The organism is Streptosporangium sp. NPDC049376, from assembly GCF_044466505.1.
In the GTDB taxonomy this organism is placed as follows: Bacteria; Actinomycetota; Actinomycetes; order Streptosporangiales; family Streptosporangiaceae; genus Streptosporangium.
In genome coordinates this window covers 399,243-414,712 of record NZ_JBITMT010000002.1, presented here as the reverse complement: position 1 = coordinate 414,712, position 15,470 = coordinate 399,243, and the positions used below count along the sequence as shown (strand labels likewise).

Here is a 15,470-nt window from a genome sequence, read left to right as displayed (position 1 = left end):
AAAAATCCGGATTCGTTCCGTCGGGTGGTCGCCGGAACCGCCCTCCTCGCCTGGCCCGTCCTCGAATTCCTCGCCTTCCTGACCTCACCCCCCTCCGCGACCCACGACCCCGCCGTCTTCCGGGAACATCCCGACCTCGTCCAGGTCAGCGGCCTGCTGTTCCTCTGGGCGACGCTGGCCCTCGTCCCGGTCGTCCTCGGCCTGGCCCACCTGCTCCGCCGCCGGGCTCCGATGGCCGGGGACATCGGCGCCGCGCTGGGACTGCTCGGCGCCGGGCACGCGCTCACGCTCTTCACCACCGACTTCTACGACCTGGCCCTGGCCCAGAGCCTGCCGGACGCGCAGGCCGAGGCGGTCACGGCCCGGGCAGGCGAGCTGTGGGGCTTCCTGTACGGCATGCTGCTGCCCGGCTTCCTGACGCACATCGGGTTGTTCGTCCTGCTCGTCGGTCTGCTCACCGCCAGGATCGTCCCCTGGTGGGTGCCGGTCGCCGCGCTCGTTGGAACCCTCACGCCGTTCCTGACCCAGGATCGGGCACCCGCCGTACAGGCGCTCGGCGCGCTGTTCCACCTGCTCGCCTACGGCTGGGTCGCGCTGCGGGTGCTGCGGGCCTCGGACAGCGCGTGGCGGGCGGGCCTCACAGCCCCGCCCGCCTCGCCCGTGTGATCGCCTCGGCCCGGTCGTTCACCTGGAGCTTGGTGAAGACGGCGGAGACGTGGTTGCGAACCGTCTTGTGGCTCAGCCCGAGCCTGGCCGCGATCTGCGGGTTCGTCAGGCGTTCGGCCATCAGGCCGAGCACCTCCCGTTCCCGCCGGGTCAGCTCGGGCAGCGCGGGTCCCTGCCCGGCGGGCGCGCGTTCCCGCTCGGTGAAGTAGCCGACCAGCCTGGCCGCGATGGCGGGGCCGAAGATGGCCTCGCCGTCGGCCGCCGCCTGTACCGCCCTGACCAGTTCCGCCCTGCGCGCGCCCTTGAGCACGTAACCGCGGGCCCCGGCCCGCACGGCGGCGAACACCGAGTCGTCGTCGTCCGACATGCTGAGCACGACCACCCGGATGTGCGGGTGGTCACGGACGAGCCGCCCGGTCGCCGCGACCCCGCCCATGCCGGGCATCGTCAGGTCCATCAGCACCACGTCCGGCTGCAACCGCCCGACCACCGCCAGCGCCTGCTCCCCGCTGGACACCTCGTCGGCGACCTCGATGTCCTCCGCGGTGGACAGCAGCGTGCGCAGCCCGGCGCGGAACCCGGCGTGGTCGTCAACGAGCAGGACCTGGATCATCGTGATCCCCTCCCTCACGTGCGGGAAGCATGACCCTGACCAGGGCCCCGCCCCCTGGACGGTCCTCGGCCGCGAACGTGCCGCCGAGTTCGAGCGCCCGCTCACGCATCGACGCCAGCCCCACCCCGTCCGTTCCGGAAGGCCCCGAAGGTCCGGCCCGCAGCCCGTCGCCGTCGTCGGACACCTCAAGCATGAGCGTGCCCTCGGACACCTCGACCCGCAGCCACGCCTGGGACGCCCCGGCGTGCCTGCGCACGTTGGCCAGCGCCTCGGCCGCGACGCGGTAGGCGGCCACCTCGGTCGCCGCGGGCAGCGGCCCGAGCCCGTCCGGGGCCCGTACGGTCACCCGCAGGCCGGGCGGCTGCCGTACGGCGTGGGCGCGCAGGGCGCCGAGCAGCCCGAGGGTGTCGAGCGCGGGCGGGCGCAGCCCGTCGACCAGGGTCCGCACGTCGGCGACCGCGGCCTCGGCGTCGGCGACGATCTCGGTGAGCAGCCGCCGGGCGGGCCCGTCCTCGACCAGGTCGCACGCGGCCTCGGCCCGCATGGTCAGCGCGGCCAGCGTGGGGCCGAGCCCGTCGTGCAGGTCGCGCCTGAGCCTGCGGCGCTCCTCCTCCCTGGCCATCACGAGCCTCTCCCGCGAGCGCCGCAGGTCGGCGGTCAGCCGGGCGGCGTGCGCCGCGATCGCGACCTGCCTGGCCAGGTCGGTCAGCACCCGCAGGTCACGGGGGCCGAAGCCGCTCTCCCCTGGCCTGGGCGACAGGACGAGGTCGCCCGCCCGCTCACCGTTGTGGGTCAGCGGCAGCCGTACCAGGGTGCCGGAGGGGGTGCCGAAGGCGTGCCGGGTGCCCGCCGAGGTCTCCACCGCCGCGTAGGGCAGCCGCAGCGCCTCGGCCACCGAGCGCGCCACCCCGGGCAGCACGCCGTCCGGCTCCCCGCTGTTCTCCAGGCGTCTGCCCAGGCGGGTGAGGGCCGCGTAGGGGTCGTCCCGCTCGCCGTACATCAGCAGGTTCACCCAGCCCTGCAGCCGCCCGCGCAGCGGCGCGAAGGCGAAGGCGACGAGCCCGGCGGCCAGCACGGAGACGGACAGGTCCCCGCCGGGGAAGACCGCGCCCAGATAGGCCGCGACGGCCACGTATCCGGCGCTCACGCAGCCGGACAGCAGCGTGTACACCAGGGTTCTGTTGACCACCAGGTCGATGTCGAAGAGCCGGTGACGCAGGATCGCGACGCAGACGGCGGCCGGGAGCAGCGCCGTGGTTGCCGAGCCGAGCTCCCAGAGGGTGTCGGTCGCGGGCCAGATGCGCCCGGGGACCGCGTCGGTCAGCCCGGCGGCCAGGCGGGCGGCGACGACCAGCATCTCGACGCCGACCGCGTAGGCCAGCCACATGATCTGGCGGCGTTCCACCCCGGAGCTGCGCAGCGCCCTGCGGACCAGGTCGGCGCCGCCGACGACGAAGACCACCGCCATGAGGGCCGTCATCGCGGTCTCCGCCGCCGGCGCGGGACCGGCCAGCGCCGCGACCCCGAGCGGGTTGACCACCCCGGTGCCGGCGCCGGTGCCGACCTGGTTGTTCTCACCGGGTCTGAGCGCGCTGAGCAGCATGACCGGTACGGCGGCGGCGAGCGTCAGACGGACTAGGCGCCGCAGGCCGGGGGAGGAGAGCCTTCCGCCCGGGAAGATCATCGGGATCAGGGTGATCGACAGGTTCGCCGGGACCCACAGCCAGGTCTGCGGCCAGGCGGCGGCCCGGGCGAGCGGCAGCGGGGGGCCGGTGACCAGGCCGAGGATGGCGTACTGGCCGCAGGCCTCCATCAGGGCGAAGCACAGGCCGCCGAGCGCCAGCGCCCGGCCGACCGGGTGCTCGGGACGCCGCGAGCCGATCAGGCCGCCCGCGAGCGCGCAGGCGGCCACGAAGACCAGGTGACCGAGCCCGAGCGGGCCGACCCCGTTACGCGTGGCCAGTACGGCGGCGGCCACGACCAGCAGCGACGTCAGGGCGCAGCAGGCCCACGCGAGGCGCACGGTCATCGTGTCTCCCGAAAGCCTTCCGAGCCGGTCGCCACACCGTACCGGTGTTCTGTCCTGGTTCAGGAGGGCCGGTGTCCCGGGACACCCGGGTCAGAACCCCTGGGGTATCCGGAAGAGACGGCCGGGGTCGTAGGCGGCCTTGACCCGGGCGAGCCTGGTGGCGTTCGCGCCGTAGTAGGCCGAGCGCCAGCCGGCCAGCCCGGGATCGACGTAGTTGACGTAGGCGTGGTCGCCGAAGTGGGGGCGCATGGCGTTTCTGGCGTTCGCGGTCCAGGAGGCCGCGCCCGCGCGGTGGGCGTAGTACTGGACGCTGTAGAGCGCCGCCCGGTGCGGGAAGGCCGTCGCGTCGGGCCGTACCCGCCCCACGGCTCCGCCGAGGGCGTCCAGCAGCACCGTGTGGCTGCCAGGCTTGGCGACCTGGGCCACCAGGGTCCTGATCCCGGCCTCGGACAGCGGGGCGTAGGCCATGTGCGACCTGCCGCTGAAGGAGTCGCGCGGCAGCCTTCCGTCGCGGGTCTGCCCGGGAAGCGAGCCCTGCCGGTGGCACTGGGAGACCGTGAGCGTCGAGCAGCCCCCCATGATCATCATGGCGTGGCTGTAGGACGTCTGCTTGACGAAGGAGGAGGAGACCGGGCCGATCGCGCTCGTCAGCCGGTCGAGCAGCCGCTCGCACTCCGCCCTGCCGCCCAGGTGGAGGCCGCCGATCTGCACGTCCATCCCGCCGTCGCTGCTCAGGTGCATCGTGGACCACAGCTCGTCGGGTACGGCTCGCGACCACGACTGCCAGGCCTTGAGCGCCTTGGCGGCCCTGGCCCACGGCCAGTGCAGGAAGAACACCGTGGCCTCGCGGGTCGGGTGGGTCCTGAAGCCGAAGGAGACCGCGACCCCGAGGTTGCCGCCGCCCCCGCCCCGGCAGGCCCAGTAGAGGTCGGGCTCGTGATGGGCGTCGCACGTCAGCAGCCGCCCGTCGGCCGTGACGACCTGGACGGACTCCATGACGTCGCACGTCAGGCCGTACTTCCTGGACACCACGCCGATCCCGCCGCCGAGCGTCAGACCGCTGACGCCGACCGTGGGGCAGCTGCCCGCCGGGATGCTCACCCCGTGCGCGGCGAGCCTGTCGTAGACGTCGACCAGCTTGGCGCCCGCCCCGACGACGGCCCGTCCGCCCGAGTAGGAGACCTTGCTCATCCGGGAGACGTCGAGGACCAGCCCGGGGCCGGTCGACCAGCCCGCGTAGGAGTGCCCGCCCGACCGTACGGCCAGCGGCACCCCCATCCTCCTGGCGAAGGTCACGCACTCGGCCACGTCGGAGGGGTTGGCGCAGTAGGCCACTCCCGCGGGCCGTACCGCGTCGAAGGCGGTGTTGAACAGGCGGCGGGCGGCGTCGTAGGAGGCGTCGCCGGGCCGTACGAGGGTGCCGTCGAGACCCCTGCCGAGGGCGGTCCACTCCGCCGGGGTCGGACGTGGCGAGGAGGAGGAAGCGGCTCCGATGGTGAGCGCGGCCATACCACCGAGCCTAAGGAACGTCCGCCTGTCCGGAGCGGGCTGCATGGTTGTTCTCCCCGTTGGGTGCTGGTCGTCTGTCCGGTGAGACGGCCGCGCCTACGGTCTGGTTGGTTACATTCACATCACGTCGCGGCTAATGGGGCCTTTGTCGGTGTGTGTGGTGATCGCGGTGGGGGGCCGCGGGGGATGTCGGCGTGGCGAGGGTGCCGTGGATCGCGGAAGCATAATCTTGGGGCGGAGGGCCGAGACGGGGACGCGGCGCGGCCGGCCGTGGGAGACTGGGGAACCAATCGGGTGCGGTCGGTCCGGGTTTGCGCCGCCGGTGAGGCGACGGGGATCCCGGGCTTCCGAGGGCTTCCCGACCCTCGACCGACCCCGGATGGAGCGCTCCACTTCCCCTGATGTTGGCCGTCCGTCACATTGACGTTTCACGGCTTTTCGGGTGGTATCAGAGCGGCGGCATGCTCAGGTCAACGGAGACCGGGGCGGGTGGCCGCTGGAGGTGTTGTGCCACGGGCCGTGCCCGCTGGACGGGGAGTCGGAGGGGTGGGCGATGGGCGGTCAAGTCCTGTCGCGCACGTCCGGGAACCGGCGCGTCATGAGCCCGCCTCACGGCGGGCCGTCCACGCGGTGGCCGGGTGACAGATCCACGTAGGACCGGGCAGAGACGACCTAAAGCGACGTATCTCTCGGTAGGCGGCATATGCCGCATTACTTCCCTCCTACTCGGGAACTACGACATTGATCGAAGATCCCTCTTCTAATACGAAAAATCCCTCACAAAGGAGTGAGAGCGACATGCCGCTCGACGAGGCGAAGGATGAGCTGCTGAGGAGTGCCGCCGAGATCTGCGGGCACACACCCGGCGGCGACCACGGGAGTGACGAGGAGGCACTCGACTTCCTCAGGCTCTACTACCGGCATGTCGCGCCAGAGGACCTGCTGGACCGCAACCCGGTCGACGTGTACGGCCCCGCGACGGCCCAGCGTCAGCTCGCCGACAAGCGTCCCCAGGGCCGGGCGCTGGTGCGCGCCTACACCCCCAGCCTGGAGGAGCACGGCTGGGACCCCGGCCGCTCGGTCATCGAGGTGGTGACCGACGACATGCCCTTCCTGGTCGACTCCGCGACCATGGAGCTCGACCGGCACGGCGTCACCACCCACCTGGTCGTCCACCCGCAGATGCGGGTGCGCAGGGACGTGACAGGCAAGCTGCTCGGCGGGGACCGCGACCAGGCCGCCGGGCAGGAGATCACCGAGTCCTGGATGCACTTCGAGATCGACCGGCAGAACGACCCGGCCGTGCTCAAGCAGCTGGAGACCGACCTGCAGCGGGTCCTTGAGGACGTCCGCTACGCCGTCGAGGACTTCGCCAAGATGCGGGCGCTGGCCCTGCAGACGGCCGAGGACGTCTCGGTCAACCCGCCCCCGCTCGACCTCGCGGGCGTCGAGGACAGCCTGGAGCTGATGCGCTGGCTGGCCGACGGCCACTTCACCTTCCTCGGCTACCGCGAGTACCGCCTTGAGGAGGGCGAGCAGGGCGACGCGCTGCGCCAGGTCCCGGGGACGGGCCTGGGCATCCTGCGCCACGACAAGGCGGGCTCGGAGAGCTTCGCCGCGCTCTCGCCCGAGCTGCGCGCCAAGGCCCGTGAGAAGCAGCAGATGCTGATCATCACCAAGGCCAACGCCAGGGCGACCGTGCACCGCCCCGCCTACCTCGACTACGTGGGCGTCAAGCTGTTCGACGACGCGGGAGAGGTCGTCGGCGAGCGCCGCTTCCTCGGCCTGTTCACCCACGTGGCCTACAGCGAGTCGATCTCCCGCATCCCGGTGCTGCGCCGCAAGCTGGCCGAGGTCCTCGACCTGGCCGGGCTCGCCGCCGACAGCCACGACGGCAAGGACCTCATCGAGATCCTGGAGACCTTCCCCAGGGACGAGCTGTTCCAGACCTCGGTCGAGCAGCTGCTGCCGATCGCGCTCGGCGTGCTCAGGCTGCGCGAGCGCAAGCAGGTCAAGGTCTTCCTGCGCCCCGACGACTACGGCCGCTACATCTCCTTCCTGATCTACCTCCCGCGTGACCGCTACACCACCCAGATCCGCATCAAGATGCAGGACCTCCTGCTCAAGGCGGTCGGCGGCACCTCCTGCGACTACAGCGCGATGATCGGCGAGTCCGCCCTCGCCCGGCTGCACGTGGTCGTGCGCGGCGAGCGCGGCAGGCCGCTGAACGCGCAGGAGCTGGACGTCGAGGAGCTTGAGGGCAGGCTGGCCGCGGCCACCCGCTCCTGGGACGACGACCTGGCCACCGCGATCACCGAGCTGAGCTCGGAGGAAGAGGCTCCCCGCCTCGTCCGGCGCTACGCCACGGCCTTCCCCGAGGGCTACAAGGCCGACTTCCCGCCCAGGCTGGCCGTCGCCGACCTGCGCCGCCTTGAGGCGCTCGCCGACTCGCCGCCCGACGAGATCGGGATGAACCTCTACGAGCCCTACGACGCCCCCGAGGGGGAGCGCCGCTTCAAGCTCTACCGGATCGGCGCGTCCATCTCCCTGTCGCACGTGCTGCCGCTGCTGCAGCGCCTGGGCGTCGAGGTCGTCGACGAGCGTCCCTACGAGATCGACCGCGACCGGGACCCGGCGACCAAGGACGCCTGGATCTACGACTTCGGGCTGCGCTACGACCTGTCGCCCGAGGTGGACAGGGACGAGTTCAAGCGGCTCTTCCAGGACGCCTTCGACGCCCTGTGGCGGGGCAGGGTCGAGAGCGACGGCTTCAACGCCCTGGTCCTGGCGGCCGGGCTGACCTGGGAGCAGGCCGAGATCCTGCGGGTCTACGCCAAGTACCTGCGCCAGGCGGGCACCACCTTCAGCCAGGACTACATCGAGCGGGTCCTGCTGGACAACGTACGGCTCGCCCGCCTGCTGGTGCGCCTGTTCGAGGCCAGGCACGACCCCAGGCGCGAGGAGGAGGTCCGCTCCGACCTGTCCGAGGCGCTGCACGAGGAGATCCTCGGCGCCCTCGACGACGTGGCCTCCCTGGACGAGGACCGCATCCTGCGGGCCTACCTGGAGATGATCGACGCCACGCTGCGGACGAACTATTTCCAGACCGTGGACGGGGCGCGCAAGCCGTACGTCAGCCTGAAGCTCGACTCGCCGTCGATCGGCGTGCTGCCGCTGCCGAGGCCGAAGTTCGAGATCTTCGTCTACTCGCCGCGGGTCGAGGGCGTGCACCTGCGCTTCGGCAAGGTCGCGCGAGGCGGCCTGCGCTGGTCGGACCGCAGGGAGGACTTCCGCACCGAGGTCCTCGGCCTGGTGAAGGCGCAGATGGTGAAGAACACCGTCATCGTCCCCACCGGCTCAAAGGGCGGCTTCGTGGTGAAGAACCCGCCGAAGTCCGGCACCCGTGAGGACCTGCTGGCCGAGGGCGTCGCCTGCTACCGGATGTTCATCTCCGGCCTGCTCGACGTCACCGACAACCTCGTCGACGGCGTGGTCGTCCCGCCCGCCGACGTGGTCAGGCACGACGGGGACGACACCTACCTCGTGGTCGCCGCGGACAAGGGCACCGCCACCTTCTCCGACATCGCCAACGCGGTGGCCAAGGAGTACGGCTTCTGGCTCGGGGACGCGTTCGCCTCCGGCGGCTCGATCGGCTACGACCACAAGGCCATGGGCATCACCGCCCGCGGCGCCTGGGAGTCCGTCAAGTACCACTTCCGCACCACCGGCGTCGACATCCAGACCACCGACTTCACCGTGGTCGGAATCGGCGACATGTCCGGCGACGTCTTCGGCAACGGCATGCTGCTGTCCCAGCACATCAGGCTGGTCGCGGCCTTCGACCACCGGCACATCTTCATCGACCCCGACCCCGACGCCGCCAGGAGCTACGCCGAGCGGGCCAGGCTCTTCGCGCTGCCGCGCAGCTCCTGGGCCGACTACGACCCCGCCCTCATCGGGCAGGGCGGCGGCGTCTGGCCGCGCACGGCCAAGTCGATCCCGGTCTCCCCGCAGGCGCGCGCCGCGCTCGGCATCGCCGACGGGGTGACCTCGCTGGCACCGAACGACCTGATCAGCGCCATCCTGCGGGCCCCGGTCGACCTGCTGTGGAACGGCGGCATCGGCACCTACGCCAAGGCGTCGAGCGAGTCCAACGCCGACGTGGGCGACAAGGCCAACGACGGCCTGCGGGTCAACGGCTCCGAGCTGCGCTGCAAGGTGGTCGGCGAGGGCGGCAACCTGGGCTTCACCCAGCTCGCCAGGATCGAGTTCGCCCGCGAGGGCGGCCTCGTCAACACCGACTTCATCGACAACTCCGCCGGGGTCGACACCTCCGACCACGAGGTGAACATCAAGATCCTGCTGGACCGCGCGGTCCGGGACGGCGAGCTGACCGACAGGCAGCGCAACGAGCTCTTCCTCGACATGACCGGCGAGGTCGGCGAACTGGTCCTGCGGGACAACCACGACCAGAACGTGGTGCTGGCCGCCGCCCGCGCCCAGGCGTCGGACATGCTGCACATTCACGCCCGCCAGCTGCGCAGGCTCGAACGGGCCGGGCTGGTCAACCGGGAGCTGGAGTTCCTGCCCTCGGACAAGGCCCTCGCCGAACGGCGCCAGGCCGGGCTCGGGCTGACCGCGCCGGAGTTCTCGGTGCTGCTGGCCTACACCAAGCTGGTCACCGACGCCGAGATCCTCGCCTCCGACCTGCCGGACGACCCCTACCTGGCCTCCTGGCTGGTGTCCTACTTCCCCTCGGCGCTGCGCGAGCGCATGCGGGAGCACATGGACACCCACCCGCTGCGCCGGGAGATCATCACGACCGGCGTGGTGAACGACCTGGTCAACTCGGGCGGCACCACCTTCATGTTCCGCCTGGGTGAGGAGAGCGGCGCCTCGGCGCCGGACATCGCCCGCGCCTACCTGGTCACCCGCGAGGTCTTCGACCTGCCGAGCTTCTGGCGTCAGGTCGAGGAGCTGGACAACAAGGTGGACACCTCCACCCAGATCGCCATGCTCCTGGAGTCCCGCAAGCTCGCCGAGCGCGGCACCCGCTGGCTGCTCGGCAACCGGCGCACGCCGCTCGACCTGGCCTCGACGGTGACCTTCTTCGCCAAGGGGATGAACGGCCTGCTGCCCCACCTGCCCAAGCTGCTCACCGGCTCCGACCTGGCGGGCTTCGAGGAGCGGCGCGACTCCTTCGTCGCCAGGGGGGTGCCGAACGAGCTGGCCGAGCGGGTCGCCTCGATGGTCCCGGCCTACTCCACCTTCGACCTGGTCGAGGTGGCCGTGCAGGCGAACCGTCCGGTCAACGAGGTCGCCGAGGTCTACTTCGACCTGGCCGACCGCCTCCAGCTGGCCAGGCTGCGCGAGCGGGTGATCGGGCTGCCGCGCGACAGCCGCTGGAACTCCATGGCGCGGGCCGCCCTCCGTGACGACCTCTACGCCGCCCACGCCTCGCTCACCCGGGACGTCCTGGCCCACAACACGCCCGGACTGACCCCGGAGGAGCGCCTGGCCCGCTGGACGGAGGCCAACTCGGCCGCCGTCTCCAGGGCCCGGCAGACCCTGTCGGAGATCTGGGAGAGCGACAACTTCGACCTGGCGACGCTGTCGGTCGCGCTGCGCGCCATCCGCACGCTGGTCGCCTCGACGAGCCTGCCGCTCGGCGAGTCCTGACGGCACCGCCGCCCCGTACGGCCAGGCCCGGCCGTACGGGGCGGCGGAGCGGGCGTCAGTTGGCGGAGACCTTGGTGACCCCGCCCAGGTAGCCGATCACCCGGGCGAGGCCCTTGCCCGTCTTGGCGGGCACCGTGCTCACGTACTGGTGCGTCTCGACCGTGCGCAGCTCCTTGCGCGCGCCCGTCGCCGAGGCCAGCCGTTCGGCGTTCGGCGGAACCCTGATGTCGGCGCACGGCTCGATCTTGGCCGTCACGGTCGTGGTCCTGATCAGCGAGTACATGATCATGGAACCCCCGTCCGCGGTGCGCAGGGCGTGGACCGGGTAGTTGCTCGCGCCGAAGATCGAGTCGTAGCCGAGACAGTCGCTCTTGTACTTCGGCCGCTTGCCCTCGATCTCCTCGGCGTAGTCCGTGGTGTGCGGGCCCTTCTCGATCAGGCCCGCGGCGAAGCCCGCGCTGCCCTCCTCGGCCGAGGTCGCGTGCAGCGGCGCCATGAGACGGGGACTGATGGCCGTGGTCAGGTCGTCGTCGTCGAGCTCGGTCGCGTAGCCCCCGGCGTCCTTGGCGATCTCCGGGACCCGTTCCCCGGGGTCGAGCAGCGAGGTCGAGCTGAGATACCACTCGCGCCCGCCGTACTTGGTCAGGACCAGGACGGCGGGGCGCCGCTCGCCCGCGCTGTCCTCGCGCTCGACGACCGCGGCGAACCAGAAGGGGGCCCGCTGGACCCTGGGCACCAGCAGCTCGGGCCTGCCCCAGGTGTAGTGCGGCAGTGGGCCCGGCGTGCTGTTGAAGGCGGCCATGGTGAGCGCCTCCTGGGAGTCGCGGGTCTGCTCCAGGAGGTTCCTGCGGTCGGCCTCCAGGTGCGGTGTCGCGCTTTCGAGCACCGCCTGCGCGCCGAGCACGCTCGACAGCGCCCTGCCCGCCTCGGCCAGCGTGACGGGAGGCTCCCGCAACGCGGCCGGGACCGGGCTTGAGGCGGGACCCGCGGTCTGGGCCCCCTGAGCTCCCTGTGCGCCCTGCTCGCGTGCGCCGCCGCCCTGGTCCGCACAGGCCGCGGTCGCGGTCACCAGGGCCAGGGTGAACACGAGCAGCCCCCGTCCACCACGTCCCCGCACGTCCGCCTCCTCACGGTCTCCGGCGCCCCATGCTAGCCAGCGCGCGGGCCCGGCCGTACACAACGGGGTGCGTCGGTCGCGTACCCTTTACAGACGTGGCACTCATCGATCCGGTAGAAGAGATCAACGAGCTCATCGGCACGCTGAAGAACATCCAGGACGTGCTCGACCTCGGCGCGATACGCAAGCAGATCGAGGAGCTCGAAGAGCAGGCCGCGGCGCCCGACCTGTGGAACGACCAGGAGCGGGCCCAGAAGGTCACCAGCAAACTCTCCTACCTGCAGGGTGAGGTCAACAGGATCGAGGGGCTCGAACGGCGCCTCGACGACCTGTCCGTCCTGTACGAGCTGGCCGCGGCCGAGGAGGACGAGGACACCCGCGAGGAGGCCGACCGCGAGCTGGCCGCCCTCAGGAGCGAGGTCGGCGCCCTTGAGGTACGCACCCTGCTGTCGGGCGAGTACGACGCCCGTGAGGCGGTCGTCACGATCAACTCCCAGGCCGGTGGCGTCGACGCGGCCGACTGGGCGCAGATGCTCCTGCGGATGTACCTGCGCTGGGCCGAGCGCAAGGGTTACCCGACGGAGGTCTACGAGACCTCCTACGCCGAGGAGGCGGGCATCAAGTCGGCCACCTTCACGGTCAAGGCGCCCTACGCGTACGGCACGCTGCGCGGCGAGCACGGCACCCACCGCCTGGTGCGGATCAGCCCGTTCGACAACCAGGGCCGCCGCCAGACCTCCTTCGCCGGGGTCGACGTGGTGCCGGTGGTCGAGACGACCGACCACATCGACATCAACGAGGACGACCTGCGGGTCGACGTGTACCGCTCCTCGGGCCCCGGTGGCCAGGGCGTCAACACCACCGACTCGGCGGTCCGCCTGACCCACCTGCCGACCGGCATCGTGGTCTCCTGCCAGAACGAGCGTTCGCAGCTGCAGAACAAGGCGACCGCGATGGCGGTCCTGCAGTCCAAGCTGCTGGAGCGCAAGCGGCAGGAGGAGGCGGCGGCGCTCAACGAGATCAGGGGCGAGTCGACCACCTCGTGGGGCACGCAGATCCGCAACTACGTGCTGCACCCGTACCAGATCGTCAAGGACCTGCGGACAGGCACGGAGGCGGGCAACCCGAGCTCGGTGCTCGACGGAGACCTCGACGAGTTCATCGAGGCGGAGATCCGCTGGACCCGCCGTCAGGAGTCCGGCGTCGAGGGGTAAGGCTTTTCGCGACGGCCCGCCCGGTGGCGGGCCGTCACAGGCCCGCCAGGTGCCGCAGGGCCACGGTGAGGAAGAACAGCACGATCAACAGCAGCGCGACCGTGGCGGGCGTCAGCCCGCCGAAGCCGTGGTGCATCCGGTCGCGGTAGGCGCGGCACTGGGCGCAGCGGCCCTCCGCCACAGGGTGGGCGCATCGGGCGCAGACGAGGTCTTCACAGCTCATGAGAGCCTCCGTCTCCTAGGTCAGAACTACTTTATGTGGTCGTTACCGGGCGCCGAATCGTTTTGTTTCCGTTATGGACGTTCCATGCCAGTCTTCCCCCTAGACTGGGCTCCGGCCAACCGGAACGTCGATCGTTAGCAAAGAGCGGCGCCCCCCGGCCGGCGAGAGGCGGAAGTGAACCTCTGCCACCACCGCGACTGTCCTAACCCCTAGACTGGCATGCCGTGATGCGCCCGTGATCCATTTTGATAATGTCACCAAGGTCTACGCGAACCAGAAGCGGCCCGCGTTGGACCACGTCAGCGTCGATGTCGACAAGGGCGAGTTCGTGTTCCTCGTCGGCCCCTCGGGGTCCGGGAAGTCGACCTTCCTCCGCCTGGTCCTGAAGGAGGAGCGTCCCGACTCCGGGGCGATCCACGTGGCCGGCAAGGACCTCGCCCGACTGTCCAACTTCAAGATCCCCCACCTGCGCCGCCGTATCGGCTGCGTCTTCCAGGACTTCCGGCTGCTGCCGAACAAGAACGTCTACGAGAACGTGGCGTTCGCCCTGGAGGTCATCGGCAAGCCACGCCGGTTCATCCGCAAGGTCGTGCCCGAGGTCGTCGAACTGGTCGGCCTTGAGGGCAAGGCCCACCGGATGCCCGACGAGCTGTCCGGTGGCGAGCAGCAGCGGGTCGCCATGGCCCGTGCCTTCGTCAACCGCCCTATGATCCTGCTGGCCGACGAGCCGACGGGAAACATCGACCCGGCGACCAGCATCGGCATCATGAAGGTGCTCGACCGGATCAACAGGACCGGTACCACCGTCGTCATGGCCACGCACGACGCCGCCATCGTCGACTCCATGCGCAAGCGCGTAGTGGAACTGGAGGACGGCAAGATCGTCCGTGACCAGTCGCGTGGCGTGTACGGCCAGGCGTACTGACCCAGGACCTCAAGGAAGCGAAGCGACAGGAAGAGCATGCGGGCAAACTTCATCTTCTCCGAGGTCTGGATCGGCCTCCGCCGCAACCTCACGATGACGATCGCGGTCATCGTGACCGTGGCGATCGGCATGGCGTTGCTGGGCGTCGGCTTGATGATCAACTCTCAGATCTCCACCATGCGTGACTTCTGGGTGGACAAGGTCGAGATCTCTGTCTTCCTGTGCAAGAAGAACGACGCCTTCCCGCAGTGCAAGGGCAGCGGTGGCGTCAACGCCCAGGAGCAGGCCGCCCTCAAGGCGCAGATCGAGTCCATGCCCCAGGTCGAACGGGTGGAGTTCGAGAACGCGGCCCAGGCCTACGCGAACTTCCGCGAGCAGTACAAGGACAACAACGTCCTGCTCTCGGTGCTGCAGGTGTCTGACATGCCCGAGTCGTTCAGGGTGAAGCTCAAGAACCCCGCCGACTACCCGGCCGTCATCGAGCAGGTCAAGGGCGCGGGCGGCGTCTCCTACGTGGTCAACCAGCAGGAGATCCTGGACAAGTTCTTCGGGCTGCTGGAGAGGCTGCGCTGGGCGGCCCTGGTCGTGGCCATCGTCCTGGTCTTCGCGGCCACCCTGCTGATCGGCAACACGGTGCGTCTGTCGGCGTACAACCGCAGACGTGAGACCGGCATCATGCGGCTCGTCGGCGCCTCGAACCTCTACATCCAGCTTCCCTTCGTCATGGAGGGGGTCATCGCGGGCCTGATCGGAGGTGTGGTCGCCGCGGTGATGCTGATCGTCAGCAAGGTGTTCCTCTTCGACGGCGTGCAGATCTACCTGGCCAACACCAGCCCGCTCACGTGGGAGACCGTCGCCTCGACGATCAGCCTCACGATGGTCATCGGCGTGCTCATCTGTGTGCTCGCCTCGTTCGTCACGCTCCGCCGCTACCTGCGGGTGTGAGCGCCCGGGAGCGCGCCCGCCGGGCGCGCTCCCGCCTCGGGACGCGGCCGGCCGTCCCGGTCCCCGGTAGGCTCGGGGGCATGCCACGTGAGACCGGGCGGAAGGTCATCGCCCAGAACAAGCGTGCCTGGCACGACTACCACATCGAGGAAACCTACGAGGCTGGTCTCGTGCTCCAGGGCACCGAGGTCAAGTCACTCCGCCTGGGCAGGGCCTCTCTGCTCGACGGATACGCCCTCCTCAAGGACGGCGAGGCTTGGCTGATCAACGTCCACATCCCCGAATACACCATGGGGACGTGGACCAACCACGCGGCGCGTCGCACCCGTAAGCTTCTGCTCCACCGCAAGGAGATCGACAAGCTGGTCGCGAAGACCAAGGAGAGCGGCCTGACGCTGATCCCGCTCGCGATCTACTTCAAGGACGGCAAGGCCAAGATCGAGATCGGCCTCGCCAAGGGTAAGAAGGACTGGGACAAGCGGCAGACCCTCGCGGAGAAGCAGGCCAAGCGTGAGATGGCTCGCGCTCTCAGGCACAGGAACAGGTAATT

At 70.4% G+C, this 15,470-nt stretch carries 11 protein-coding genes; 6 read left to right on the top strand and 5 right to left on the bottom strand.

The features are described from left to right. The first annotated feature begins 24 nt into the window (after window positions 1–24). On the top strand, window positions 25–666 hold the full coding sequence (locus tag ACIBVQ_RS07270; protein ID WP_399176211.1) for a hypothetical protein: 642 nt from the start codon (window positions 25–27) through the stop codon (window positions 664–666). Here ACIBVQ_RS07270 and ACIBVQ_RS07265 read toward each other — a convergent pair. The 3 genes from ACIBVQ_RS07265 to ACIBVQ_RS07255 form a co-directional block, all read right to left on the bottom strand. Continuing rightward, window positions 638–1,279: a response regulator gene (locus tag ACIBVQ_RS07265; RefSeq protein WP_399176209.1), complete on the bottom strand. Its 642-nt coding sequence runs from the start codon at window positions 1,277–1,279 to the stop codon at window positions 638–640. The genes ACIBVQ_RS07270 and ACIBVQ_RS07265 overlap by 29 nt on opposite strands. Next, window positions 1,257–3,308 carry a sensor histidine kinase gene (locus tag ACIBVQ_RS07260; RefSeq protein ID WP_399176207.1) on the bottom strand — a complete coding sequence of 684 codons (2,052 nt, stop codon included), beginning with the start codon at window positions 3,306–3,308 and terminating at the stop codon, window positions 1,257–1,259. Before ACIBVQ_RS07260 ends, ACIBVQ_RS07265 begins: the two co-directional genes overlap by 23 nt. A 90-nt stretch (window positions 3,309–3,398) precedes the next feature. Then, a complete protein-coding gene (locus ACIBVQ_RS07255; protein ID WP_399176205.1) occupies window positions 3,399–4,817 on the bottom strand; it encodes an FAD-binding oxidoreductase in 1,419 nt (472 codons plus the stop codon). A gap of 798 nt (window positions 4,818–5,615) precedes the next feature. Between ACIBVQ_RS07255 and ACIBVQ_RS07250 the strand changes: the two genes are divergently transcribed. Beyond that, window positions 5,616–10,496: an NAD-glutamate dehydrogenase gene (locus ACIBVQ_RS07250; protein ID WP_399176204.1), complete on the top strand. Its 4,881-nt coding sequence runs from the start codon at window positions 5,616–5,618 to the stop codon at window positions 10,494–10,496. Between the two features lie 55 nt (window positions 10,497–10,551). On the opposite strand, the gene ACIBVQ_RS07245 is transcribed toward ACIBVQ_RS07250, so the two are convergent. Next, window positions 10,552–11,613: a hypothetical protein gene (locus ACIBVQ_RS07245; protein WP_399176202.1), complete on the bottom strand. Its 1,062-nt coding sequence runs from the start codon at window positions 11,611–11,613 to the stop codon at window positions 10,552–10,554. A gap of 95 nt (window positions 11,614–11,708) precedes the next feature. Between ACIBVQ_RS07245 and prfB the strand changes: the two genes are divergently transcribed. After that, window positions 11,709–12,827 carry a peptide chain release factor 2 gene (gene prfB / locus ACIBVQ_RS07240; protein WP_352009815.1) on the top strand — a complete coding sequence of 373 codons (1,119 nt, stop codon included), beginning with the start codon at window positions 11,709–11,711 and terminating at the stop codon, window positions 12,825–12,827. A 34-nt stretch (window positions 12,828–12,861) separates the two neighbouring features. Here prfB and ACIBVQ_RS07235 read toward each other — a convergent pair whose 3' ends face one another. Further along, entirely contained in the window at window positions 12,862–13,050 is a 189-nt protein-coding gene (locus ACIBVQ_RS07235) for a hypothetical protein (protein ID WP_352009814.1), read from the bottom strand. 235 nt (window positions 13,051–13,285) lie between these two features. Here ACIBVQ_RS07235 and ftsE point away from each other — a divergent pair, with 235 nt between their 5' ends. From ftsE to smpB, 3 genes are all read left to right on the top strand, one after another. Then, window positions 13,286–13,975, top strand: coding sequence for a cell division ATP-binding protein FtsE (gene ftsE, locus ACIBVQ_RS07230; protein WP_184713049.1), 690 nt, complete (start codon window positions 13,286–13,288; stop codon window positions 13,973–13,975). Window positions 13,976–14,011: 36 nt separating this feature from the next. Continuing rightward, complete coding sequence (gene ftsX, locus ACIBVQ_RS07225; RefSeq protein ID WP_352009813.1) at window positions 14,012–14,920, top strand: permease-like cell division protein FtsX; 909 nt, start codon at window positions 14,012–14,014, stop codon at window positions 14,918–14,920. 80 nt (window positions 14,921–15,000) lie between these two features. Further along, complete coding sequence (gene smpB, locus ACIBVQ_RS07220; protein WP_352009812.1) at window positions 15,001–15,468, top strand: SsrA-binding protein SmpB; 468 nt, start codon at window positions 15,001–15,003, stop codon at window positions 15,466–15,468. Window positions 15,469–15,470 lie beyond the last annotated feature (2 nt).

Excerpts from the sequence above, each read along its gene's own strand:
- smpB (WP_352009812.1), top strand. The coding sequence starts at position 15,001 with ATGCCACGTGAGACCGGGCGGAAGGTCATCGCCCAGAACAAGCGTGCC.
- ACIBVQ_RS07250 (WP_399176204.1), top strand. The coding sequence starts at position 5,616 with ATGCCGCTCGACGAGGCGAAGGATGAGCTGCTGAGGAGTGCCGCCGAG.
- ACIBVQ_RS07255 (WP_399176205.1), bottom strand. The coding sequence starts at position 4,817 with ATGGCCGCGCTCACCATCGGAGCCGCTTCCTCCTCCTCGCCACGTCCG.
- ACIBVQ_RS07260 (WP_399176207.1), bottom strand. The coding sequence starts at position 3,308 with ATGACCGTGCGCCTCGCGTGGGCCTGCTGCGCCCTGACGTCGCTGCTG.
- ftsX (WP_352009813.1), top strand. The coding sequence starts at position 14,012 with ATGCGGGCAAACTTCATCTTCTCCGAGGTCTGGATCGGCCTCCGCCGC.
- ACIBVQ_RS07235 (WP_352009814.1), bottom strand. The coding sequence starts at position 13,050 with ATGAGCTGTGAAGACCTCGTCTGCGCCCGATGCGCCCACCCTGTGGCG.
- ACIBVQ_RS07265 (WP_399176209.1), bottom strand. The coding sequence starts at position 1,279 with ATGATCCAGGTCCTGCTCGTTGACGACCACGCCGGGTTCCGCGCCGGG.